This window comes from Lewinella sp. 4G2 (assembly GCF_001625015.1).
GTDB lineage: Bacteria > Bacteroidota > Bacteroidia > Chitinophagales > Saprospiraceae > Neolewinella.
In genome coordinates this window covers 275424-300517 of record NZ_LVWJ02000019.1, presented here as the reverse complement: position 1 = coordinate 300517, position 25094 = coordinate 275424, and the positions used below count along the sequence as shown (strand labels likewise).

Below are 25094 nucleotides of genomic sequence, written 5' to 3'. Positions count from 1 at the left end.
GATTCGCATATCGCATATCGCGTATCAATTAAAATGCTCAAATGAAAACTCCATTCCTAACCCTAGTAGGCGCAGGCCCCGGAGACCCCGACCTAATCACCCGCAAAGGCTTAAAGGCCATCCAGTCCGCCGATGCCATCCTCTACGATGCGCTCAGCAGCGATGAGTTGCTCGACGAAGCCCCCGCGGGTTGCGTAAAGCTCTTCGTCGGCAAGCGCGCCGGGTGCCACTACAAAAAGCAGGAGGAGATCAATCAACTCATCGTCGATTGTGCCTTCGAGTACGGCCACGTCGTCCGCCTGAAGGGTGGGGATCCGTTCGTATTTGGCCGCGGCCAGGAGGAGATCGCTTTTGCCCGCGAGCACGGCATCGAAACGGTCACCGTTCCTGGCATCTCCAGCTGCATCAGTTTGCCGGAATTACAGGGCGTCGCCCCCACCAGCCGCGGGTACGCCGATAGCTTCTGGGTACTCACCGCCCACACCCGCGACCACGGTTTGAGTGAAGATCTATTGCTCGCCCCCAAATCCAACGCTACCGTGATCATCCTCATGGGCCTCGGCCGCCTCGACCAAATCTGCGCCCTCTGGAACGCCGAAGGCAAGGGAAACCTCCCCGCCATGGTCATCCAAAACGGCAGCCGCCCCAACGAGCGTTGCTGGCTCGGCACCGTCAACGACATCGCCCCCCGCGTCGCAGCGGAGCGTGACAAAGGCCCCGGCATCATCGTCCTAGGAGCAACCGTCTCACAACATCCATCATACAAGTCAGCCGTATTGTCTCGCCTGTCCCGCCAGCTATAACGGCGGCAGCCGAGCGCAGCGAGCGTAACAGCGGCAGCCAAATCGAATATCAAGTATCACCGATCAAATATCAAATATCCCTTGACCAACCCCCTCTACCCCGCCTTCTTCCGCCTGGACCGCCTCCAACTACTAGTTGTCGGCGCCGGAGAGGTAGGTGAGGAAAAGTTAAGTTTCATCCTCAAATCCAGCCCCAACGCCCGCGTCGTCATCGTCGCCCCGTGGATGGGTGAAGAGCTCAAGGCCCTACTCGACGACCACCATCAGCGGGCGCTGTCGCAGGTGCAAAGTGAGGATGAAGCAGGCTTCGGTGGGCACACGTTGGAAGCCGCCCGGTTTACGGGCGAAGTCCCCAACGGAGAATGGAAAACGCCAGCCGGAGGTACGGTCATCTACTACGCCCGTAAATTCCAGGAAAGTGACGTAGAGATCGCCGACCTGGTAGTAGCCGCCACCAATTTTAAGGATATCAACCTCTCCGTCTGGAAGGCCGCCAAGGCCGCCCGTAGACTGACCAATATCGCCGATACCCCCAGTCTCTGTGATTTCTACCTCGGCAGTATCGTAACCCGCGGCCCCCTCAAGGTGGCGATCAGCACGAACGGCCAGAGCCCCACTTTTGCAAAACGATTCCGCCAGTTTCTGGAGGCGGAATTACCCGAATTTGAAACGACTACCCTCTTAGATAACCTGAAACTTTTCCGGGACCGGCTGACGGGCGACTTCCAAACCAAAGTGCGCGAACTCAACAGCGTCACGAGTAGTTTGCTGGCGTCCGCCTCCGGCGAAAGGCCCGTCCACCGCTGCCCGCCCGGCGGATGTTTGGTGGCCGCCGCCGCGCAGGAAGCCAGTTCCGAACCCATTACCTTTGCACCCGCGTCAGCGCCCAACTCGTTACAGCCAGAATCGGGAGGAGCGCAATTTGCACCTACCGAAGACCCAGCCACCCCATCCAACTGAACTATGTCCGCAACTACCAAAACGCTACTTAAGGTTGATATCGAAGCCCTGAACGCAGAATTTGCGGAGCTGGGTTTTGAGGACCGCTTCACGCGCCTGTACGAATACTTCCCCGTGGAAGAAGTGCTCTTCACGAGTAGCTTCGGGACGAAGTCCGTCGTCATGCTCACCTTCGTCAGCAAGGCCAATGCCGCGCAGAAAGTGCATATGCTGAATACCGGCTACCACTTCCCCGAAACGCTGGCGTACAAGGAAACGCTGAGCGAGGTCACCGGGCTGGAAGTCGTCGAGATCCACCCCGATGAGCACCGCCACCGGCAAACCCTGGACGCGGAGATGTGGGAAAAACAACCCAGCCGCTGCTGCCATTACAATAAGGTACTGCCGCTGAAGGGCATCAAGGCACAGCATACCGTGTGGATGTCCGGCGTCCACTCCTACCAAACGATGAACCGCGCCGCCATGCGCATCTTCGAAGAGGTAGACGGATTGATCCATTTCCACCCATTGATCGACATCACCGAAGGAGAGTTTCTCTTCTATCTGGAAAAAGACCAACTACCGCGCCACCCCCTCGAAGCAAAGGGCTATGGCTCGATCGGCTGCCACCACTGTACCCGACCGGGCCAGGGCCGCGCCGGACGCTGGGCGGGGAAGGACAAGGATGAGTGTGGCTTGCATACATAGGACGTAGTACGGTAGTCGGGTAGTCGGGTAGTACTACGCTACTACCCGACTACCGTACTACCGTACTACCCGACTACCCGACTAATAAATCTCCCCAATTTAAAATCATTATGATCCAAACAGACATCCTCATCATCGGCGCCGGCCCCGTCGGTCTCTTTACCGTTTTTGAAGCGGGTTTATTGAAGCTTCGTTGCCATTTAATTGATTCCCTCGGTCAGCCGGGCGGGCAGTTAACGGAGATCTACCCGAAAAAGCCGATTTACGATATTCCTGGATACCCTAGTGTATTAGCCGGTGAGCTCGTCGATAATTTAATGGAGCAGATCAAGCCCTTCAACCCCGGTTTTACCCTCGGAGAAAGCGCCGCTAAAATTGAAGAGGTCGGTGAGAAAATGTACCAGGTTACGACCAATAAAGGCACTGTGCATCAGGCACCCGTCATCATGATCGCCGGAGGCCTCGGGGTCTTTACACCCCGGAAACCACCCATCCCCAACATTGAGAAATTTGAGGATAACGGCGTTGCTTACGTCATCCGTGACCCTGAAGTATACCGCGGTAAGGATGTCCTCCTGGCCGGTGGCGGTGACTCCGCCCTGGACTGGACCATCTTCCTGGCCGACGTCGCCAACAGCGTGACCCTCGTACACCGGCGGGATTCTTTCCGGGGCGCCCTCGATAGCGTCGAAAAGGTGATGGAACTCGCCCAGGAAGGCAAGATCAACCTGGTCACGAACGCCCAGGCCGTCGGCATCATCGGCGACAAGAAGGTGGAGGGCATCACCGTGAAGCACAAGTCCGGCGAAATGGAAGACATCGCCGTGGATAGCTTCATCCCCCTCTTCGGCCTTGCCCCCAAACTCGGCCCGATCGCGGAGTGGGGACTGAACATCCACAAAAATGCCATCATCGTGGATACGAAGGATTACAGCACCGGCATCCCCGGCATCTACGCCATCGGCGACATCAACCACTACGAGGGCAAGCTGAAACTGATCCTCTGTGGTTTCCACGAAGGAACGATTGCCGTGCAGAGCGCCTTCTCCTACATCTACCCGGACAAGAAACTGAGCTTCAAGTACACTACGGTGAACGGGGTACAGGGTCTGCCGAAGGAGGAAGCGGAAACAGTGCCCGCTTAGAAAAATTGCATTTCAAGAGTTCAGCAAAGGAGGATCAGTTTCACGTTGGAACTGATCCTCTCCTTCTTTATCTTACGGAGCAAAGGCTTTATCTTTAAGCTATGACCAAAGTAATGGGCCTAAATTCAGCGCCCGAAGAATTTCGGTGGAGTCTCGAACGGTACCACGATGCCATTGAGAAAGGCGTCCTGACCGAACTGGACAAGGTAGAACTACTCTTTGGTAAAATTATACCCAAGATGCCCGTAGGTGAACCTCACGCCGATGTACTTTCCGACATCACTGACTTTTTCTACGAACAGTTTGGGACTAGGTTTAAGTACCGCGTCCAAAATCCGGTAACCTTACCCAACGATTCTGAGCCGGAGCCGGACTTTGCGGTTGTTGAACGCCGCAAGTACAATAGAAGTACCGGCCACCCGAACGCTGAAAACATTCACCTGCTCATTGAGATAGCTGACTCTACCTTGGAGTACGATCGGACTAGCAAGATGGAAGCCTACGCGCTGGCGGGAATCAAAGAATACTGGATTGTCAACATTCGTGAGCGCCAGTTAGAATTTCACGCCGAACCCATCATCGCAAAAGGGATTTATGGATCGCGGTCAGTTCACGAAGCGGGGAGTCGATTTACTAGCCCGCTTGCGGGAGAACTTCTTGTTGATAGTATGTTGCCAGAGGTTTAGCGCCGTTTATTGAACATCAGGCCGTCATGGCTTTACAGATTACACGACTTGAATAAACACCACCGAGGTCGGCTTCCGCAAGGAAGTCGACCTTTTTTGATTGCCAGCCACTCCGCTACTGATTAATTTTGCCACCTTTTAGTACGGAGAAGGTAAGTTTTCTACCGTCTTACGATCTATCCTCGTTCTTCAAACCGTCACTGTCATCCCATCCCTAATGGGATATGCATCGAACCCTATGAAACAAATATTCTCCTTCTTCCTGTTGACTATCGCCATAACCTCCTGCTCCTTTTTTGAAGGCAGCGAAGGTGACGACCCACCCTGCGAAGAAATTACGCGAGTTGATGCCCGCCTCATCAACGCCATTCCTTACCGCGACGAGCAGACACTTACTTTTGAAGTGTCCGATGGGACGGACTTTATGGCCGTCGTTCGTCGCGAAGCCTTTACGCCACAAATGATCACGGGCTGTCTGGAAGAGATTAGTACCACCTTCAGCGGCCTCAACGTGAATAGTAGTCTCAACGTGGACATATTGGTATTTGGGGAAGTAGAGGAACTCTTGACCTACGGCCTAAATTATACGGCGAACGGTAGGCGGGGAAGGTCCATCTCCGTCATTCTCGACGAAGCAGGGACGCTCGCTGGCGACACCCCATTCGGTCGCATCATTCCGGATACAACCCTGAACGGAAGTACCTACACCGACGTGCTGGCCGTAGCCTACGGTGAGCCAACGGACCCACAAACTGAGATGGCATATTATAACCTCTCCTTCGGACTGATTGGAGTAGAACTACCTGACGGTACGTCCATCTTTTTAGCGAACCAGTAGCCGCTGCTTATACCACGGTCAAAACCCCAACGATGAGAACGAATTCACTTTTACTCTTACTCACCTGCTTTTGCCTGGGACTAGGGACTGGCTGTAGTGAAGATAACAACGGCTGCGACCTGCCGGAAGACCGTCGGCTTAAAGCGGAAACCCTTAACGCTATTCCCCATACTGACGCCCAAATAGTCACCTATACGGTTTCGGATGGGACTGAACTCCGCATGATCTTCCGCGGTGGCATCAACGAAGCCACGGAATTGAATGGCTGCAACGAACAATTCATCATGGAGTTTTCGGGGAGCAGCCCCAGTCAGGAGCTAAGCGGCGCAATTGATGCCTATCCATCTGGGTTTGGGCCAACGGATATTTTCTACGTATTTAATATTCCTACGGCTAGCGACCACCGCCTGATAGTAGAGTTGCTACCCGACGGCCGCATCACCGCCGGCCGTAACGCCAACGCCCGCGTAATCGCGGAGTACGAACGCGAAGGCGAGATCTACTTCAACGTACTAGAACAGAATTACAACAACCCCAACCCCGGTGAGCTGAAGAAGGTCTACTACAACACAGACTTAGGTCTGCTCGGTGTAGATCTGGTGGGTGGCTTCTCGATGTGGCGGCGGTAAGGGGGCCGCACGCTCGCAGGACGATTCTATTTCCACTACGCTACAATAGCATCGACGCTACGAGGAGCTGTGGCAGAAATGATGTGTAGGTCCTTGTAGCGTCCGACGCAGGAGGTCCTGCAAGCGTCCGGCCGTGTGTATGACCGCACGCTCGCAGGACGATTCTATTTCCACTACGCTACAATAGATTCGACGCTACGAGGAGCAGTGGTAATGATGATGAGTAGGTCCTTGTAGCGTCCGACGCAGGAGGTCCTGCAAGCGTCCGGCCGTGTGTATGACCGCCCGACGTAGGAGGGTCTCCGAGCGGCCGGGTCGAACCCAATCCTGCAAGCATCTATTGGGACACCCTAAACCCGCCGCCCCACACTCAAACCATCCCGTAACGGCAGCACCACCGAAACCAAGCGCTCGTCCGCAGCCACCAATTCGTTGTAGGCGCGGAGAGCCTCCACGTCTGGATCCGGTTTGCCCGACTTACTCACCTTACCGTCCCAAAGGATGTTGTCGGCCAGTAGCAGGCCGCCCGGATTGAGCCGGTCGATGAGCTGGTGGAAGTAGCCGGGGTAGCCCCGTTTGTCGCCATCCAAAAAGATGAGATCAAATCGGTCGGGTAGGGTGGGGAGGAGGTCCGCCGCCTGCCCCACGTGTAATTTGAGGCTTTCGCTGAAGGGAGAAACCGCGAAGTTTTTAGCCGCCCAAAACGCCGTTTCCCGGTTCCCTTCGATGGTGTGGAGTTCCCCGCCCGGCGCTAGTCCTTCCGCCAGGCAGAGGGCGGAATACCCCGTAAAGGTGCCCAGTTCCAAAATGCAGGACGGCCGGACGAGTTGCGACAGCATACTCAGGATCCGCCCCTGTAACCGACCACTCAGCATTTGGGGAGCCATGGTTTTCAGAAAGGTCTGTCGCTCCACTTCCTCGAGGTAAGTTGGCAGCGGGCCGGAGAGCCGTTCGGCGTACTCGTAACGGAGATCGATGGTGTCACGCATAGGTTTAGGGGAGGTAGGTGCTCAGGTCATTAAGGTCAATATTGACGGCGACAACTTCCCCCGCACCGTTGACGACGACGTTGCTGGGGACGGAGTTGATACCGTACAAATCCGCCAGCTCACCATTGAGGAATTTCAACGAACTCGTTTCATCCATGATCTGGTAGGGCCAACTTCTCCCATCGCGGGCCAGGGCGTTTAGCCAGCGGCTGCTATCCCGTTCAATGGCGATACTGACGATGGCCAGTTCGTCACCCCGCTCCCGGTAAAGTTGCTGTAGCTGGGGGACTTCCGCCCGGCAGGGGCCACACCAGCTTCCCCAGAAATCCAGCAGGACGGTTTTGCCCCGTAAGCCCTCCAAGCTAAACGGGTTGCCGTTGGCGAGGGTCACCGTAAACGTCGCCGCTGGTTCACCGGCACTTGCGTTGGGCGCGAAGTACCAGGCCCGGCCCCCGAACCAGAGCACGAGGATCACCAGCGGAATAAAGAATTTTTGCTTCGCAGTACTTCGTGCTCTACCAGGCATCCTCATCGTCAACGGGGGGAGATTTGATGGTTCGTTTGGTTTCCAGGCGCTTGATCTGCCGGTCGTACAGCAGGCGGGCCAAGCCGTGATTGGCCGGATCCGGCGCGGAGGGGTGGAAGGCGAAGGCAACGGCCGCCTCATCCACGTCGAGGGTATAACACAGGCTCATTAGCTCTTCCATACGGTACTGCATCCAGTAATCGATGGCGTCAGCCAGGGCTTGCAGGAAGCGTTCCTCCGTATAGGTTTGGCCGTCCCGGAGGGCGGGGAGGCCGAAGGATTCCGCCAGGCTTGCTTTCACGCTTTCCATGGTAGGCAAAGGTAAAAACAAAACGGCCCCGCGTAGTGCGGAGCCGTTTCGATTGGTGAGTATCTGGATGGGATATCCGGAAACTAGAATTTACTTAAGCGTCACGGAGCCTTCCCCGACGAAGTAACCCTTATTGTAGAGCTCTGCCTGATAGGTTCCCTTCATGAATTCCTTACCCTCCACGCTCCATTCGGCGCAGTGGCTGGCGGCGGAACCGTCGAAGCCAAAACCAACTTCGGTGGTGTAGGGAATGCGGTCACCGCTTTCGGAGCTGGTGAAAACACCGGAGCCCATGGCGTCAATCTGGATCGTCTCGCCGTTGGGGTTGACGATACGAACCTGGAAGGTCTCCTCACCCGTCTGAGCTACGGCATTGTCAAGGCTGTTGAAGCATACGTAAAGGCGTTCCACGTTGCGGGCAGAGCTACGGTCGACCCACTTGCCACTGTTACGTTGCTTCTGACCGACGACACTGACGTTGTTCGCCTTAAGGACGCTGGCGATACCGACCTTGCGGCTCAACTCCTGGTTGTTGGAGGTCAGGCGTTCCCGTTCACTGACGAGGACAGCTCGTTCGCTATTCAAACTCTCGTTCGTCTCGCGGCTGGCCTGAAGATCGTTGGACAGAATGTCCCGCTCACTCGTGAGGCGCTGGTTGTTCTCGGCCAGTTCGGCGTTGGCGAGGCGGAGTTCTTCGATCTCGACGACGTAGCCTTCTACCTGTGTTTTAAGGTTAGCCAATTCGCGGCGGGCGGAAGCGAGGTTGCGGCTATCGCGGGTCAGACCCTCGATCTTATCCTTTTGGGTACGGAGCTCGGCTTTCTGTTGGTCGATGAGGGCATTCAACTCTTCGTTGCTACCGCGCATCTCTTCCAGCTCGGCGAGAGATTCGTAGTACTGCTTCTCGGCCGTAGCCTTGAATTGCTCCATCTCTACGAGGTCCGCGGTGACCTGAGCGTTTTCGGTGCCCCGGTTCATGTAGCCAATGCCGAAGCCGACGAGGCCGATGAGCAACACGGCGATGATACCTAGCAGCAGCGGCGTCCGGTTGGGTTTGGCTGCGGGGCTAGAGGTGAATTTTGGGGTGGGATTATTCTGAATGGTAGACATACAGGTTGGTTTGTGAGCGGGCTTTTGGTGGATGTGCAACGCGGTGCAACGCACTATACATCCGGCTCGCTCGTGAATAATGGCCGCGGAAATCTCCACGGTTGTGGGCGTATAAACGTAAAGCTCGGCCCCGGTATTACGCTGAAATGTTAAATGTGGGAAGGTGGTTCACGTAGCATTCCTCATCACCGAAGCCGGTTGAATTGGGTCACTAACCCACGTAAGGCCCTATAAAACAAGCCTTGCGGAAGTATTGTTGAGTGCCTTTTCCCGTCCAAAACTTCTCCATTTGCTCCCCAAAATGTGCTGTAATTTGGCCGCAAATTAGTTGCTATGCAGTACCCCATTGGCCAATTTATCCTCCCCGAATTGTCGATCGCGGCGGAAAACCGCCTCGCCTACGTCCGTGAGATAGGGGAACTCCCCGCCTCTTTTGCCGCGGCTGCGCTCGAACTGAAAGCGCGCGGCAAACTCGACGCCACCTACCGCCCCGGTGGCTGGACGGCCCGACAGGTGATTCACCACGTGCTGGATAGCCACGTCAACGCCTACGTACGCCACAAGCGGATACTGACCGAGGAGCACCCGACCCTCGTTCCCTACGACGAAAAGCGCTGGGCGGAGCTCCCCGACGTAACGGCCGTCCCCGTCCAGAGCTCCCTCGATGCACTGCGGGGTTTGCACTTACGGTGGTCCGTACTTCTCGCTACGTGTACCGACGCGCAGTGGATGCGCACGGCTTACCACGGCGGCGCGGGCGTGGATTACCGGCTCGACCAACTCGCGGCCCAGTACGCCTGGCACGGGAAGCACCACCTCGGGCACCTGCGGGTGATCCTTGGGGAAGCCATTTAGACCCGGGTTCCGCCGGTAAGTCGGCTCGGGGACTCGCCCCCAACCCGGCAGTTCTATCTTTGCCAATAGAACTTCCCCTTAGTCTGGCCTATCCTTTTGGCCGGAGAAAACTTACTGTAGTGAAACGATTTATCCCGGTCCTTACCTGCCTGTCCCTTTTGCTTGCCCTCCTCCCCGGCACCCGCGCCAGCGCCCAGGAAAGTGATAATATGTTCTCCCTGGGAAGCTGGGACGACCCGACGTTGGCCGGGCAGCCAAACCAAAACCGTTACAGCGACGTGTGGGGCTACGCGCGGGACGGCCGGGAATACGCCCTGATTGCCTCCCGTTTCTTCATTCACGTCCTTGACGTCACGGACCCGGCGAACATCACCGAGATCAGCCGGCTCAATGTCGTCCTGAATTCTCAGAGCACGTGGCGGGACATCAAGGTGCACGGCGATTACGCCTACTGCGTAACGGAGGGAAATGAGGGCTTGCAGATCATCGATTTGTCGGGCCTGCCCAACTCCGTCTCGGTGCCCTACCAGAGTACGGAATTCTTCACCCGTTGCCACAACATCTTCATCGATTCTACGAGCTCGCCCGTGCGCCTCTACGCAGTGGGCACGCAGGTACAGCGCCAGGGGTACATCGTGCTCGACATCTCCAACCCTATCGCCCCCGTGGAGATGGCCTCGGTCAACCTGACGGGCGGCTACGTCCACGACGCTTACGCCATCAATGACACCTTGTACGCCAATTCCGAGGGCCGGGGCATGTACGTTTACGACGTTTCCACGCCCACGAATCCTCGCGAACTCGGCATCCTTTCCAATTACGCAGAGCAGGGCTACAACCACAGCGTTTGGCGTACGGACGACGCACAGCACGTCGTGATGTGCGACGAGACGAGCAACACTGGCGTCAAGGTCGTCAGCGTCGCGGACCCTACCGATATGGAAGTGACGAGCCTGTTTCGCTCGGCCAGTCTGGCACCGAATAGCGTGCGGAGCCTCGCTCACAACCCCTACGTACTTGGCGATAGCCTGGTCGTTCTCAGCTACTACGGCGAGGGCGTGCAGGTCTGGGACATCACCGACCGCAACAACGCCAGCCGCAGAGGTTTTTTCGATACCACGCCCAACGCAAATACCTACAGCCGCGGCGTTTGGGGCTGTTACCCTTACCTCCCCTCCGGAAATATCCTGGCCAGCGACCAGTACACCGGGCTGCACGTTGTCCGTATCGACCGGTCACTGCCGGTCACTTACAGCGCTTTCGAAGTGTCGGCTGACACCAAAGCGGCTTATCTGAATTGGGAAGTCAGCGAGCAACGCGATAACGCCGGCTTCACGGTGGAACACGCGCTGGCGGACGGGCAGTTTGCCGACGTGGCCTGGGTGCCCGCCGCCGGAGATACCTATTCCTTCGACCACGATTACCCCGGCCCCGGCCTCCACTATTACCGGCTGCGCCAGCGGGATCTGGATGGCACCGAGCACTACAGCGAGGTGCGTTCGGTCACCTTCGGTAGCTCGTCGGATGCAGCTAACATCACCGCCTTCCCGAATCCAGCACCCATCAACCACCCCATCGTTTTAAGGGGCGCTGACGCAGGTGCCAAGTGGGGATTATGGGCAGCGGACGGCCGATTGGTCGCCCGTGGGCGGGGGAACCGGATCGAAGCCAACGTGGCCCCCGGAATATATCACGTGAGGGTAGACGGCGCCCAGGTCACCACGGTCGTCATTTCTCGATGAGGTATTTCCAGTAGCGCTTCGGGACGTGTTGGAGATGGAGGGGCATATTCCGCCGTTCGGGGATGTCGACGGCCTTGAAGTAGGCCTTCCAGAGGTCCTGGTAGCCGGTTTCTTTTGCCGCTAATAATTCCGCCGAAAGGTGGCTCAGGCGGCTATTGCTGTCGTTCGTCAGGGTGACGAAGGAGGCCTTTTTCTTATCCTTATCCCAGTGCAGGCCGTACTGCCGGGTGGTATCGTAGATCATCCATTCCATAGCTGGGTACCGCGCCCCGAAGTGTTTTCCGAGTAAGGGCAAGCAGTTGAAGTCCGGGTTGATCAGGCCAACGTACATACCGTCGGGCGTCTCCTGAAAACGGACGAAAGCGTGCATCCGGTGGACTTCCCTTCCCATCTGTTTTTCCAGCAACTGCAACGCGCGCACCTTTTCGTCGGAGGCATCCTGGCGGACGTTCATCTCCGTCTCAAACTGGCGGCGGACGAAGTGGAGGATGAGCCGCTCCGTCCCCGGTTGCTCGGTGAGGAAGATTTTATGGAGCCAACTCGAGGCGCCGGGGGAACGGGCGTTCAAGCCTTTCAGGACGCGTTTCGCTTTGGCCTCATCGGTAGCGATGGCCAGCGGTTCGGCGAAGAGTTGGTCCTGGTAGCGGTCTTCGGGGACGATGTCTACGTCCAGGTCTTTCCGTTCGTAGGCCGCGAAAATGGCGGAGAACAAGCCCGAAAAGGTCGCGTCGTAGGTAAGGGTAAGCATGGGGGTGCGCCTTACCTGAGAAGGTCAATCAGGGCCTGGCTCAGTTCCGGATGGGCAAAGCGGAAACCGGCCTCCTCGATCTTTTTGGAACTCACCTTTGCGGAGTCGAGCACGGTGTGGCTCATTTCGCCCATGGCCAATTTCATGGCGAAAGCCGGTGCGGGGATGACGACGGCGGCCTTCCCCATGGCCGGACCGATCGCGGCGGCCAGTTGCTTATTGCGGACGGGGCCGGGAGCCACGCCATTGTAGATGCCCGTGAGCTGGTTGTCGATCGCGAAAGAATAGATCCGGACGATGTCTTCCAAGTGGATCCAGGAATAGTACTGCTGCCCGTCGCCGAAGTAAGTGGAGGTGAAGGCGTGGAGGGGGAGGAGCATCTTTTCGAGGGCACCTCCGTCCGGGTGCAGCACGATGCCCGTTCGGTTGATGAAGACCGGCACGCCCTGTTCCGCGACCAGGTTGGTGGATTCTTCCCAGGCGATGCAACTCCGGCTGAGGAAGCCACTGCGGGGGCCGTCGTGTTCCGTCAGTAGTTCTTCGCCACGGTCGCCGTAGTAACCGACGGCACTGGCGGAGAGGTAGAGTTTGGGCTTGACGGCCATTTTGCTGATGCCCTTGGCGAGGAGGGCCGTCGTCTGGGTCCGGCTTTCGATGATGACCTTTTTGCGTTTGGCCGTCCAGCGCTTGTCAGCGATGCCGGCGCCGGCGAGGTTGATGACGTAGTCGACGTCTTTTAGAGCGGCGGGGTCGAGGTAGTCCTTCTTAGTGTCCCATTCGAACTGGAGGTGGCGGCCACCCATTTTGGGGCTGCGGGTAAGGATGCGAACCTGGTGGCCCTCGTCGGCCAAATGGTTAGCGAGGTGGGAGCCGATGAATCCCGTCCCCCCACCGATGAGGACGATGCCTTTTTGCTTGATGATTGCCATGACTTCCTAAACCAGAGGGATAGATAAGGTTGTTCGGCCCCGGGCTGGATTTGTGTTAACGATTATTGATTGGGGTAGCGTTAGGCTGCTATACATGACGTTGCGAATTCCTCTCCCCCGGCCCCTTTCGCTTCGCGGCTACTGCGTGGTCCAAAGGAGAGGGGAGACGTGATAGGCGTTTCATGTATAGCACTGTAGTGGTAGCGTCACCCATCATTCTAATGGTTCATCTTGGTAAAGGCTGCGCTTTGCGCCGGAGCGGCCCCGTTCCCATTCCATTGCACCCGCGGCAGCGCCCCATAGTCACTAGCTGGTTGAGTGAAGACAAAAATGTGTTTAAAGGTGAATGTGCGTATCATTGCGGGCCCAATGAAAATGCGGGTGAAAGCTTGGAAAGTAAGTAAAGCCCGAAAATTCTCTAACAATGATCGTGCGACACTGAGCCCAGCGAATTTTCACTAAATTTGGCCCGGTGGCCGTTACCGCGGCGCTTTGGTTACGTCTTGTTTATCGATCATGTGAAGCTTTGCCCTATGCGGTTACAACAACTCCTGTTTATTCTCTGCTGCACTTTTGTGAGCGTGGGCCTCTCCGCGCAGGTCACTCTGAAAGGCAAGATCGTTGACGGAACCAGTGGCGAAGACCTCATCGGAGCCAGCGTACTGGCTAAAGGCACGACAACCGGTACCGTAACCGACTTTAACGGAGATTGGGAATTGACGGTGTCGGGCCTGCCGACCATTCTGCAATTCAGCTACATCGGTTACTCACCGACGGAAGTGGAAGTGACTTCGGTGGACCAGAACCTGAAGATCAAACTGGGCGACGACGCCATTACCACCGAAACCGTTGAGGTAGTTGGCCAGCGCATCAGCGATAAGCAACGGCAGGCCGCCCTGACGGTGGAAACGCTGGACGCCATTGCCATCAAACAGACACCCGCCGCCAACTTTTACGACGGATTGGGTAGCCTCAAGGACGTGGACCTAACCGCCGCCAGCCTTGGTTTCAAGATCGTCAATACGCGTGGCTTCAACTCGACCAACCCGGTGCGTTCCCTCCAGACCATTGACGGAGTGGATAACCAGAGCCCGGGCCTAAACTTCTCCCTCGGTAACTTCCTGGGGGCTTCCGAACTGGACGTGAACCGGGTAAACCTCGTCGTTGGGGCCAGCTCCGCCTTTTACGGGCCGAACGCCTTCAATGGCGTGATCGCCCTGGAAACTAAGGACCCCTTCCTGCAGCAGGGGCTTTCCGCCCAGATCAAAGTAGCCGAAAGGAGCCTTTTTGAAGGGGGCTTCCGCTACGCCCAGGCCTTTAAGAATAAGGAAGGACAAGAGTGGATCGCCTACAAGGCCAACCTCTTCGGCTTCCGCGCTAACGACTGGGTGGCGGATAATTTTGACCCGGTTTTTGAGACGGAGTTTGGCCCCGAAAATCCTGGTGGTTACGATGCCGTTAATCGTTACGGCGATGAAGGCAGTAGTGCATTTGACTATCGGGGGCTACGGATTTTGCCGGGTATTGGTCAGATTTTCCGGGAAGGCTACAAGGAGGAGGATCTCGTCGATTACGACAGCGAAAACCTTAAGGCCGGTCTGGCGGTGCACATTCGTTTGCAACCGGATAAGTCGCTAGAAAGTACGGAACTCCTACTGGCGTCCAATTACAGCACGGGAACGACGGTGTACCAGGGGGACAACCGGTTTAGCCTGCGGAACATCCAGTTTTACCAGCACCGGATCGAACTGCGGAACCGGGATAACTTCTTCATCCGCGCCTACGCAACCCACGAAGATGCCGGTGATAGCTACGACCCCTACTTCACGGCCATCCAGCTTCAGGATAGCTTCAAGACGGACGGTGACTGGGCGGCGGATTACACCTCTTACTGGCAGGGAACGATCGTCCCCCGCTTCAACCAATTGGATGGTTACCCGAACTGTTTCCCCCGCAATTGTACCATTTCGGAGCGCGACCAGCTGCGAAATGAGTTTTTCCAGCGGCCGGAAATTCAATCCTTGCTCGCTGAATACCACGCTGAGGCGCGGACGTTTGCCCAAGGGCCAAATGGCCTGAATACCCTGGATTATTTCCAACCGGGCACGGATCGGTTTAATGCTGCCGTTGATGACATCACCAGCCGCATCGGGAACGACGGCGAAGGTGGCACGCGCTTTTTCGACCGGAGTGCTCTTTACCACCTGCACGGCGAAAAGAAGTTTAACAACGTATGGGCCCCGAACGAGGACAGCCGCCTGGAACTGACGGTTGGTGCTAACGGCCGTCTGTACACGCCTAACAGCCAGGGGTCGATCCTACTCGATACGGCGGGCCGTAACATTGACACTTACGAAGTGGGGGCTTACGGTGGAGGTACGCTCCACTTGAATAACCGCTATAAGATCAGTAGTAGCCTCCGATTGGATAAGAACCAGAACTTTGACTTACTGGTGAGCCCGGCGGCGAGCTTCGTTTTTACTCCTACTCAAACGACTACGGCGCGGATCTCTTTCTCTTCTGCCATTCGTAACCCGACACTGAGTGATCAGTACCTGTTTTATAATGTTGGCCGTGCCATCCTCCTCGGTAACCTGGACGGTGTAAACGATCTCACGACGGTAGAGAGCCTGACAACCTTTACCAATACGGGTAATACGGATGACCTGGAGACTTTCGACGTAGCGCCCATTAGACCTGAGCAAGTGCGCACCCTCGAAGCTGGCTACCGGACGACGCTTTTCGAAAAGCTATACGTAGATGCTACCTATTACTATAGCTTCTACGAAGACTTCATTGGCTTCAATCTTGGAGTGGATCTGGACAATGTGGGCGGACTCATTACGGGGGCTCAAGCTTTCCGAGTTGCGGCTAACGCTAGTGACCGAGTCACCACACAAGGCTTCAGTATTGGTACGAATTACTATTTCGGCAAATACTATTCCTTCAACGGAAACTACAGTTGGAACAAACTGAATACAGCTTCTGATGACCCCATCATTCCAGCTTTTAATACGCCGGAGCACAAGTACAATTTAGGCATCAGTGGGCGTAACGTACCCCTTCCATTCCTGAGTGGTTCAATTCCTGAATTTGGTTTCAGTGTGAACTATAAGTGGGTGGATGGTTTCATCTTCGAGGGCTCGCCCCAGTTTACGGGCTTCATCGAGGCTTACGGGATGCTTGACGCCCAGGTGAATTTCGAGGTCCCTAGTATCAACACAACCATCAAGTTGGGTGCTTCCAACTTGTTAGACAATGAAGTATTCCAAGTCTACGGTGGCCCGCGGATTGGGCGCCTGGCTTATATCTCTGCTACCTATCAGCTCGATCGCCGATAGTTAATCCCTACTCTGAAATTTTTAACAAACTCAAATTATGCGTAAAAATTACTTTATCGCGGTAATGTGCTTGCTGTTTACGGCGAGCGCCCTACAAGCCCAGGTTCGCTACCTGGACCCGATGTTCGACGTCGACCTGACGGACACCGTGGTGTACGCCACCAACTTCAACGTACAGTTGAACATGCAAACGCCCCTCACGGCCGATGTATACCAGCCAGTAAACGACGAGGAGGAGCTGCGCCCCGTGGTGGTCCTCTTTCACACGGGTAACTTTCTGCCCCAGTACTTCAACGGTTCCGCTTACGGTGGTAAGAAGGATTCCGTCAACGTAGAGATCCTCAGCCGCCTCGTAGAGCGTGGTTACGTGGGCATGTCCGCTACCTACCGCTTTGGTTGGAACCCACTGGCTGAAATACAGTCCATCCGAACGGGGTCCCTCCTGCAGGCCGTTTACCGGGCTAGCCAGGATGCGCACGCCATGGCGCGTTACCTGCGTAAAAGTGTGGCTGAAGATGGCAACCCCTTCCGCGTTGACACCAACCGGATTGTTTTCTACGGAGTCGGTTCCGGTGGTTACCTCGTACAGGCCCATAACTTCCTGGATGACGTAGACCAGATCGCGCTAAATGATCAATTCTACGATCAGGACGGAAACGTACTCATCCAGGTTGATGACATCAGTAACGTTGAGGGTACTATCGAAACGCCACGCAATACGGTGAATCACCCAGGTTATTCTTCCGATGTTGCGCTGACGGTAAACCTCGGCGGTGCCCTGGGAGATTCTCTCTGGATCGATGGTGCTGATAATGAAGCGCCGTTCTTCGCTACCCACAGTGCGACGGACCCCTTCGCTCCCTTCTACTACGGTTTGGTTACCGTACCAACGACGCCTCCACGGGCCGTTGTTAACGTACCTGGTTCCAACCTCGTAGTTACCCTCGCCAACGAGCGTGGTGTGAATGACGTATTGGCCCCCGCCAACGCCGTTCCACTTCCCGAAATGTTTGGTTCCCTCGCTACTACGCTGAACGCTACCGTTGCGGCTTATAAGCAGGTGCAATACCAGAACCCAGTCCCCGGCTCCTCAACGGATGTCTTCCCACTAGGTGTTGATAATCTGTGGACGATCCTTCGCCAGGGCGATGCCGCTGGCTCCCTCGGTGTGACGGGCGCAACTTGGAACTGGTTCAATGAGCCCGTACTCCGCGGTACGATTGCTTTCATTAATTCTCAAGTTCCTGACGCAAACATTGATGCAGACCGCATCATTGCCGGTGAGCCTCTGACGAACCCTAACTTCAATGATCCGGACGCTGCAAAGGCGGAGATCGATACGATCATGGCGCACTTCTACCCCCGCGCCTGGTACGCACTTGATCTGGAATCATTGGTATCCACTGAGGATGTTGTGTCTAACGCTGCTGTTGGTCTGGAAATCTACCCGAACCCAGTTGCCAGCGAATTCACCGTTGCCGTAGCGGAAACGGAGAAGATCAACGCCATCCGTATCCTGGATATGGAAGGTCGCGTACTCCGCACCCAAAGTGGCCTGAACACCAGCCAAATGACCCTGGACCGTCAGGGATTACCCACCGGACTGTACATCGTACAGATCATGTTGGAGCGCGGTATGACCGCCAGAAAAGTGGTGCTTAAGTAGTGCCACAATGACCTGATTGAATAGATCAGAACTAAGCCCCCGTCGGATGTAATCCGGCGGGGGCTTTTTTTAAGGTGAAACTACCTGAAAACCAATTCTTTGCAGTAGCATCAAATAGTTTAGCAAAAAGGAAAAGGACACTCTTTGCGAACACGGGGAGCTGTTTTTGCGCTTGATGGAGCAAATGGCGAGTGTTCGTCATTTGTTTTCCCCATCTAACCAAACCAAAAACATAGATGATTAATTCTTTCCCCTTCAGCCGTGCGCTGATGCTACTTCTTGCTGTCTCATTCGTAAGCTTTTCTTCCTGTGAGGATGACGATGACATTCTCGGATTCGACTTTAATGATGACGGTACTCTATTCATGTCCTCTAACGGTGAAGGCATCGTCGGCGTTCTTGATACCCGTGACTCCGACAATCGTACCATCCAAACCTTCGCCGCCGCCGGTATGAATGCTGACGGTATATACTTCGACGAAAGCGAAGGCCTTCTCTACCAGGTTGACCGTTCCAACAATACGCTAGTACAATACGAAGACGTGTTGGACGACATTAACGACGACGAAGGTGTTAATATCAACATCGTTTCCGAAGCCAATTTCTTCACCAACGGGCGGGGCCTGGCGCAGGCTGGCGATCGTCTTTTTCTGGTAGCTCAGGACGGCAACGACGCAAACGACAACCAGAATAAGTTCGTCATTTTCGAGAAAACGGACGACGAAACGCTGACTTCAGACCGCGCGCTGAACGTACCCTTCAATGTTTGGGGAGTACAGGCTGACGGTTCAGGACGGCTATTCGCCGTGGTGGATAATACCGATAGCATTGCTACTTTCGGCAACGTGTTCATTCTCGAGAATGACTCAACCGCCGTCCCAACCACCTACACTAAAATTGATGGGCTCGTACGCACCCACGGCATCAAATTTTGGAGTGAGGATGATCTGATGATTCTTACTGACGTTGGTGATGCCGGTAGCGATACGGATGGTGCAGTATTTATTATCCGCGACTGGTCCACGGCCTCTGCTGACGGAACGGTCACCGCTGGCGAATACACGCGCATCGCGGGTTCCGCCACCACGCTCGGTAACCCCGTTGATGTGGCCTACGACGAAGATGGTGACCGCATCTTCGTAGCGGAGGCAGCTAACGGTGGTGGCCGCATTCTTGCTTGGCCATTAAGCGCCGTAGGTAACGTTGCTCCAACCATTACCGGCGATTTTCCCGGTATCTCTTCCGTATGGTTGAATAATGACTAAAGGTGAGGTAATTCACTTAATAAAGAAATCCCCCACTGGCCTGAGCTAGTGGGGGATTTTGCTTTATACCAATAAGTCTAAAACAATACAAAACTTGATTTCTCTTGTTAATTACTAAATAGCGTATTCATTCTTTTTGATCAGGTCGTTGGCAATCACACGGCGGAGGGATTTCACGTTGCGGGGAGGGTACTGGGTGAAGCGGTGAATTCCCTTCACGAACGTATCGAGCAGGTCTCCTACAACGAAGCTGGCAATGGCGTCAAGGGCATTCTTCGCCATTCTGCCGTTGGCATCGTGGAAGTGAACCCGCAATAGCGCATCGTACACTTCCTGAGGCTGGGTGCCCGTGCCGTTGTCGCAGTTCTTCTGGATGCGCAAGAGGGTGGACTCGGTCGTCAACAGGTCGGCGAGCATATCGGAGACATTCATCAGGATCTCCTGCTCTTCCTTCAGGTTGAGTTTGCCGTCCATTTGCCCTTTCACGGCGGCACCCATAACCATGAGGATCAGTTTTTTGAAGTCTGCGACGGCTTTTAGTTCCGCGCCGTACGGGCCTTCGGGGATTGAGGTGTCAGCGGGCTTGGCCAATTCTTTCTGGACGTTCCACGCCGGGGTGGCGATATCCACAGCACCCTTCATTGCGCGGCGCATGAGCATGTCAACGCTCAGTAGGCGGTTGATCTCGTTGGTGCCTTCGTAGATCCGGTTGATGCGGCTATCCCGGTACATTCGAGGGGCAAGGGTTTCTTCGCTGTAGCCCATTCCTCCGTGGATCTGGAGAACTTCGTCGACGGTGTAGTCCAGCATTTCGGAACCGATAAACTTCAGCAGCGCACACTCGATGGCATACTCCTCGGCGCTGAGGCGCTTGGCTTCGGCGAAAGATTTACCGTCTGCCTGCAGCGACTTATTCATGTCCTGAATCTGCTGGCTGACGCGGTAGAGTGCGCTTTCGCTGGCAAAGATTTGGGTAGCAGCTTCGGCGATCTTGTGCTTAATGGCCCCAAAATTTGCGATAGGCTGCTTGAATTGTACTCTTTCGTTGGCGTACTTAATGCCAACGCCCAGCGCGCGCTTGGCACCGCCTACGCTAAGTGCGTGTAGCTTGAAGCGGCCAACGTTCAGTACGTTGAAGGCAATCAAGTGGCCGCGGCCAATTTCGCCAAGGAAGTTATCAGCGGGAATGCGGACATCCTCAAAGAAGACCTGGCGGGTAGAACTGCCGTGGATACCTAATTTATCTTCTTCGGCGCCAAGCGTCAAACCTTCGAGCCCTTTCGGTACGATGAAGCCGGTGAACTTATCACCATCCGCCTGAGCGAATACGATGAATACGTCGGCAAAGCCAGCGTTGGAGATCCACATCTTTTGGCCATTCAGGACCCACTCGTCACCATCCTTAATGGCGGTCGTCTTCGCAGCGGTCGCATCGGATCCGGAACCAGGTTCAGTTAGGCAGTAGGCGGCCTTCAATTCGCCGTTAATGAGGCGGGGGAGCCATTCGGCTTTTTGCGATTCGCTTCCGTAGTATAGAATAGGAAGCATACCGATGCCGGTGTGAGCGGCGAAAGACACGGTGAAGGAGCCAGAGCTACCACCCATCACATCACAGATCAGGGTGTTGGTGTTAGTGTCCATCTCCATGCCGCCGTATTCTTCGGGCATGTGGCTACCCAGGAGGCCAAGATCTGCCATTTTATCCAGCAGTAGGGGAGGAAGGCCATTCTTTTTGTCCTCAATCTCATTGAGGACGGGGATGATCTCGGTATCAATGAAGTCCCGCACCATTTGGCGGACCATCAACTGCTCCTCGTTGAAGTCTTCAGGAGTGAACGTGGTCTCCGGCAGCGCATCGGCTACGAGGAATTGGCCACCCTTGAGTACGTTTACTTTTTCTGCAACTACTGCCATGATCTTTACTTTTAGCGAAAATTCGCTAGCGAAGATAGGCTGCTCAAGTGACGCGCACAAATGATTTAGCGAATTTTCGCTAGTTCTTGTTAGCCGGACAAGCTCTTAGACCTTCACCTTGAAGCGTAAAGCCCGCAAACCCGTAACGGACTGCAGGGGATCGAGGGTTAGATGCTCCACCTCGCCATCTACGTATCCAGCTTGCTGTAGGAAGTTGAGGTAGCCTTCGTACTCCTCGCGGTCCTTATCGTGGAGGTAAACGATAGAAACGTGATTGGCCAGCGTCAACCGTTCCTTCCCCTTGCGGATGGTGGCTTTGTCGATGCGCTTCTTCAGAATCTCGTAGCGGACGTTGTAGTCGCCATCCACGTCAAATCGTTTCTCATCCATCCTGAACTTGATGTCAATGGGTGAGGTGTACGCGAAGATCAATTGAGCTGTGCTCAGTGGCATTGGGAGGTCTTCGCAAATGCGGTCAACTAACCTGGTGGCGTCGGATAAATCAATCAACTGCGACAACCGGAAGTTGCGGAGGTGAACGTCGCTGAATTCTTGGGACTTGAGCAAACTCTGCCCCGCGTAGATCTCGTATTCCACGCCGTCCGTCCGGTACTTTTCAAAGTAGTGGGGTAGGGTGGCTTGCGCGGCCAGATCCCGAGCGGTGAAGAAGTCCGATAATTCACGGTTGATTCTTCCAACGCTGGTTTCGTAGTCCGTCCGGATGCGGGCAAACAGGCCCAGTTCCGGATCAACCTTCTCAAAATAGGCGTGGCTGAGTGCCTTAAGCTCCGGGTGTTGCCGCCCGAGTTGATTCACCAACGGAGATATCTGCGTATGGATCAATTCACCTAACTGAATTTCGTGGCCATTATTGAAGTCTTCTACCTGCAACTGTAGGTGTTGATCAATCGCTCGGATAACCTGCTGAGTAAGCGGGAATTCAATCAACTCCAGCGCCCGGGCCAGGAAAAATCTACCTTCCCGGATATTATCGAACAGGTCTTGGTAGATGGCTGCATTTCTGATGGCGCTAGACCCCACAATATCCGCCTGCCCGTAAAGGGGATAGACGTCACTAAACGCAATGGGAGGAGAAATGGGGGATTTACCCTGATCGATCTGCTGCAATACGTCGAAGGCTGCTTCGGTAAACTTCCATTCTACACTGGAATGCAAACTGGTGTATTGCTCCCGCATAATAGCTTCGATACGGTTGTCGATATACTCTCGACTACGCTCAACGGCCGTTCTGAAGAGGCCGCGAATTTCCCGGAATTTAAGCTCCATGAAAGCATTGATCCCGTAGGGTTCCGGGCAGCCCAGCTCTACCATTCCAATCACGTTGCGCTGTTGGTCCAGCAAAGGGGCGATCAGCAGACTTCGAATACCCTGCTGCAGGAGAAGACGCTCCAACCTTCCGGAGGACTGCAGATTACTCAGGTCTTCAATGACGAGCACTTCCCGAGATTCAAACGCACGCTCGTAGATGCTACCCTTAAAGTTGTCTCCGGTCAGCCGGTCGACGGAGTCCGCCAGCATGTTAAAGCGGATACGGTACTCGTGGTCCACCGCACGGTCCAGCGGATAATCGACAGCGGAGAGCCCCAGACTTAAGGTTGGGTTCTTGAAGTGAATCCTAATGAGGTTGGCCAGTTCCCGGACGCGCTCAACGTCCAGAATGGCATCGCGGCTGATCAATCGGTGTTTGAGCCGGCTGAGTGCTTCCTCCTCCGTTACTTCGGAGAGCCGCGTAAGATGAACCCCGTGAAATTCGAATTTTTCCGGCGGCAAAAGCTCCAGCCAGAGAGAGGTGTCACTGACGTTGGTCAGCAGCCGATTGATATCAGCCTGGTTTAATTTTGGCAGCGGTCCTTTAGGTATGATCGTAGCGTAATCATCCACCATCTCCGGCTTAAAGAACAACTGGAGGCCTGACTGATGGTCGGGTACGGTCAGCATCGCCGTAGGCATGACGTTGATATCGACGTCATAAAAGGTCTTCAATATAGTGGCACCAATCATGATCTGGTGGCGCGTCATCACGGCACTCATCTCTCCGGTGAAGGAGTAGCAGGCATCCTGCACCGCCAGCAACCTTTGCATGGCGGGGCTTACGTAAACGGGGTTAAAGGTGAAGGGGCGGCTAAACTTGAACAATGCCGTTTCCTTCTCAGCGGCGGGGATGATGAAGAGCATGAGCATTTCAATCGTCTCCTTGTGCTCGCCAAAGATGCTTAAATCCACAATGGGCTCCCGTAACTCAGGCACCTGTTTAGCCCGTCGTAGGACCTCCTTCCCCAGAAACTGAGTTCCGGCATCTCCGGTAGCGACCAGTTCCTCCACCTTTTTGAAGAGGAGGTCCAGACACAGGACACATGAGTACGGGCTCGCAAACATGCCGGGTTGCGCGGACTCATCCAGCGCAACGGCCGTATCGAAGGACAGATTATTGTCTTCCTGTGTTCCTTTGCCGACGGTGATTTCAAGTTCCATGCCTAATAAACACGCTGAAAGTTAAAAGGATGATTGTCTGAAAATACAAAAGCCGGAGCGACAGTGGCGTCGGCTCCGGCTTTCGAGTTCGTTTATTAATTGATCGCTAGTTTTTGATGGCAGCGATACCGGGCAATTCCTTGCCTTCCAGTAATTCGAGCATGGCTCCACCACCGGTTGAAACGAAGCTTACTTGGTCCGCCAAGCCAGCTTGGTTAATGGCGGAAACGGAATCACCTCCACCAATCAGCGAATAAGCGTCGTTCTCCTGGGTAGCCTTTGCGACTGCGTTAGCAACTGCATTCGTCCCCTTCGCGAAATTGCTCATTTCAAAGACCCCCATTGGGCCGTTCCAGAGAATGGACTTACTATCTGCAATCACTTCACTGAAGTTTTGCATGCTTTCGGGGCCAATATCCAGGCCTTCCCACTCATCGCCAATCTCACCGGCCTTAACGATCTTGCTGGGCGTCTCGTTAGAGAACTCTTTGCCCACGTTCGTATCTACTGGCAGGTAGATTTTGGTACCGTTGGCTTCCGCTTTTTTGAGGAGGTCCAGCGCGTTGTCGGTTTTGTCTTTTTCAACTAAAGACATGCCTACTTTGCCGCCCTGGGCGAGGCTGAAGGTGTAAGCCATTGCACCACCGATGATGATGTTATCGGCGAAGTCCAACAGTTTTTCTAACAGCAGGATCTTGTCACTCACCTTGGCACCGCCGACGATGGCCGTTACGGGGCGGGCGGGGTCTACGAGCAGTTTCTGGGCGCCTTCAACTTCGGCCTCCATCAGGAAGCCAAACGCTTTGGCATCCTGGCCGAAGAATTTCGCCACCGTAGCCGTGGAGGCGTGGGACCGGTGGGCGGCTCCGAAGGCATCATTCACGTACACGTCGGCCAGTTCGGATAGGGACTTAGCGAGGTCTTCATCGCCTTTCTCTTCTCCGCTGTAGAAGCGAGTATTTTCCAGGAGAAGGATCTGTCCGGGTTCCAGCGCGGCAACGGCTTCCTTAGCTTTATCACCAATGGTATCGTTGACGAAAGTCACCTGACAACCAACGTGGTCCTCCAGGGTCGTGACGACCGGCGCCAAACTGAACTTGTCGTAGTTGATCGTTCCATCATCGAGCTTTTCCTTCTGGGGGCGGCCGAGGTGGCTCATCAGAATCACGGCGGCTCCCTGCTCCAACAGGTAACTAATCGTTGGTGCTGCGCGGGCGATTCGGGTATCGTCCGTAACGTTCTTGTCTTCGTCGAGCGGTACGTTAAAATCTACGCGCACGAGTACTTTCTTGCCGGATACGTCTAGGTCTTTAAGGGAAGCCATTTTTTATGTTTTGGGGCGTACGAGGCATCAGCTATGAATTCAAGTCAGCTGACCGCACGCACGAGCGTCCAATTACCAACGCGGTACGGATCGCAATTTTGGGAGGAGTTAAAAGTACAATGTACAGCCCACGC

The 25094-nt window shown here is 55.1% G+C and carries 21 protein-coding genes; 12 read left to right on the top strand and 9 right to left on the bottom strand.

Features of this window, described 5'->3' with window-relative positions:
• The first annotated feature begins 41 nt into the window (after window positions 1-41).
• The 7 genes from cobA to A3850_RS18215 all read left to right on the top strand — a co-directional run bounded on the left by cobA (window position 42) and on the right by A3850_RS18215 (window position 5748).
• Entirely contained in the window at window positions 42-803 is a 762-nt protein-coding gene (gene cobA / locus A3850_RS18245; protein ID WP_068220599.1) for a uroporphyrinogen-III C-methyltransferase, read from the top strand.
• Between the two features lie 81 nt (window positions 804-884).
• Complete coding sequence (locus tag A3850_RS18240; RefSeq protein WP_068220597.1) at window positions 885-1763, top strand: bifunctional precorrin-2 dehydrogenase/sirohydrochlorin ferrochelatase; 879 nt, start codon at window positions 885-887, stop codon at window positions 1761-1763.
• 3 nt (window positions 1764-1766) lie between these two features.
• Window positions 1767-2450 carry a phosphoadenylyl-sulfate reductase gene (locus A3850_RS18235; protein WP_068220594.1) on the top strand — a complete coding sequence of 228 codons (684 nt, stop codon included), beginning with the start codon at window positions 1767-1769 and terminating at the stop codon, window positions 2448-2450.
• Between the two features lie 110 nt (window positions 2451-2560).
• Entirely contained in the window at window positions 2561-3595 is a 1035-nt protein-coding gene (locus A3850_RS18230) for an NAD(P)/FAD-dependent oxidoreductase (protein WP_068220591.1), read from the top strand.
• A gap of 101 nt (window positions 3596-3696) precedes the next feature.
• Complete coding sequence (locus tag A3850_RS18225) at window positions 3697-4281, top strand: Uma2 family endonuclease (RefSeq protein WP_082921954.1); 585 nt, start codon at window positions 3697-3699, stop codon at window positions 4279-4281.
• Window positions 4282-4519: 238 nt separating this feature from the next.
• Entirely contained in the window at window positions 4520-5119 is a 600-nt protein-coding gene (locus A3850_RS18220; RefSeq protein WP_068220588.1) for a hypothetical protein, read from the top strand.
• A gap of 32 nt (window positions 5120-5151) precedes the next feature.
• The gene (locus A3850_RS18215) at window positions 5152-5748 is read left to right on the top strand and encodes a hypothetical protein (RefSeq protein WP_068220585.1); all 597 of its coding nucleotides are present in this window, start codon (window positions 5152-5154) and stop codon (window positions 5746-5748) included.
• A 350-nt stretch (window positions 5749-6098) separates the two neighbouring features.
• On the opposite strand, the gene A3850_RS18210 is transcribed toward A3850_RS18215, so the two are convergent.
• The 4 genes from A3850_RS18210 to A3850_RS18195 all read right to left on the bottom strand — a co-directional run bounded on the left by A3850_RS18210 (window position 6099) and on the right by A3850_RS18195 (window position 8683).
• Window positions 6099-6737 carry an O-methyltransferase gene (locus tag A3850_RS18210; RefSeq protein ID WP_068220582.1) on the bottom strand — a complete coding sequence of 213 codons (639 nt, stop codon included), beginning with the start codon at window positions 6735-6737 and terminating at the stop codon, window positions 6099-6101.
• Between the two features lie 4 nt (window positions 6738-6741).
• A complete protein-coding gene (locus A3850_RS18205) occupies window positions 6742-7212 on the bottom strand; it encodes a TlpA disulfide reductase family protein (RefSeq protein WP_197494108.1) in 471 nt (156 codons plus the stop codon).
• Between the two features lie 40 nt (window positions 7213-7252).
• Window positions 7253-7573 (bottom strand): hypothetical protein, encoded by a 321-nt coding sequence (locus A3850_RS20350; RefSeq protein ID WP_068220576.1) that lies wholly within the window; start codon window positions 7571-7573, stop codon window positions 7253-7255.
• A 90-nt stretch (window positions 7574-7663) separates the two neighbouring features.
• Complete coding sequence (locus tag A3850_RS18195) at window positions 7664-8683, bottom strand: hypothetical protein (RefSeq protein ID WP_068220574.1); 1020 nt, start codon at window positions 8681-8683, stop codon at window positions 7664-7666.
• Between the two features lie 333 nt (window positions 8684-9016).
• On the opposite strand from A3850_RS18195, the gene A3850_RS18190 reads away from it, so the two are divergent.
• Both A3850_RS18190 and A3850_RS18185 read left to right on the top strand, forming a co-directional pair.
• Complete coding sequence (locus A3850_RS18190) at window positions 9017-9538, top strand: YfiT family bacillithiol transferase (RefSeq protein WP_068220571.1); 522 nt, start codon at window positions 9017-9019, stop codon at window positions 9536-9538.
• 119 nt (window positions 9539-9657) lie between these two features.
• Window positions 9658-11280, top strand: coding sequence for a choice-of-anchor B family protein (locus A3850_RS18185; protein WP_068220568.1), 1623 nt, complete (start codon window positions 9658-9660; stop codon window positions 11278-11280).
• On the opposite strand, the gene A3850_RS18180 is transcribed toward A3850_RS18185, so the two are convergent.
• Window positions 11267-12028, bottom strand: a complete 762-nt coding sequence (locus A3850_RS18180) for a TIGR03915 family putative DNA repair protein (RefSeq protein ID WP_068220566.1) — start codon at window positions 12026-12028, stop codon at window positions 11267-11269. The genes A3850_RS18185 and A3850_RS18180 overlap by 14 nt on opposite strands.
• An 11-nt stretch (window positions 12029-12039) precedes the next feature.
• The gene (locus A3850_RS18175) at window positions 12040-12957 is read right to left on the bottom strand and encodes a TIGR01777 family oxidoreductase (protein ID WP_068220563.1); all 918 of its coding nucleotides are present in this window, start codon (window positions 12955-12957) and stop codon (window positions 12040-12042) included.
• A gap of 533 nt (window positions 12958-13490) precedes the next feature.
• Here A3850_RS18175 and A3850_RS18170 point away from each other — a divergent pair.
• The 3 genes from A3850_RS18170 to A3850_RS18160 all read left to right on the top strand — a co-directional run bounded on the left by A3850_RS18170 (window position 13491) and on the right by A3850_RS18160 (window position 19229).
• Complete coding sequence (locus tag A3850_RS18170) at window positions 13491-16298, top strand: TonB-dependent receptor domain-containing protein (protein WP_068220561.1); 2808 nt, start codon at window positions 13491-13493, stop codon at window positions 16296-16298.
• Between the two features lie 37 nt (window positions 16299-16335).
• Entirely contained in the window at window positions 16336-17964 is a 1629-nt protein-coding gene (locus tag A3850_RS18165) for a T9SS type A sorting domain-containing protein (RefSeq protein WP_082921952.1), read from the top strand.
• A gap of 236 nt (window positions 17965-18200) precedes the next feature.
• Window positions 18201-19229, top strand: coding sequence for a hypothetical protein (locus A3850_RS18160; protein WP_068220555.1), 1029 nt, complete (start codon window positions 18201-18203; stop codon window positions 19227-19229).
• Window positions 19230-19343: 114 nt separating this feature from the next.
• On the opposite strand, the gene A3850_RS18155 is transcribed toward A3850_RS18160, so the two are convergent.
• The 3 genes from A3850_RS18155 to pgk form a co-directional block, all read right to left on the bottom strand.
• Window positions 19344-21143 (bottom strand): acyl-CoA dehydrogenase family protein, encoded by a 1800-nt coding sequence (locus tag A3850_RS18155; protein ID WP_068220553.1) that lies wholly within the window; start codon window positions 21141-21143, stop codon window positions 19344-19346.
• A 105-nt stretch (window positions 21144-21248) separates the two neighbouring features.
• The gene (locus tag A3850_RS18150; RefSeq protein ID WP_068220549.1) at window positions 21249-23636 is read right to left on the bottom strand and encodes a GAF domain-containing protein; all 2388 of its coding nucleotides are present in this window, start codon (window positions 23634-23636) and stop codon (window positions 21249-21251) included.
• A gap of 106 nt (window positions 23637-23742) precedes the next feature.
• On the bottom strand, window positions 23743-24960 hold the full coding sequence (gene pgk / locus A3850_RS18145; RefSeq protein ID WP_068220547.1) for a phosphoglycerate kinase: 1218 nt from the start codon (window positions 24958-24960) through the stop codon (window positions 23743-23745).
• Window positions 24961-25094: the final 134 nt, after the last annotated feature.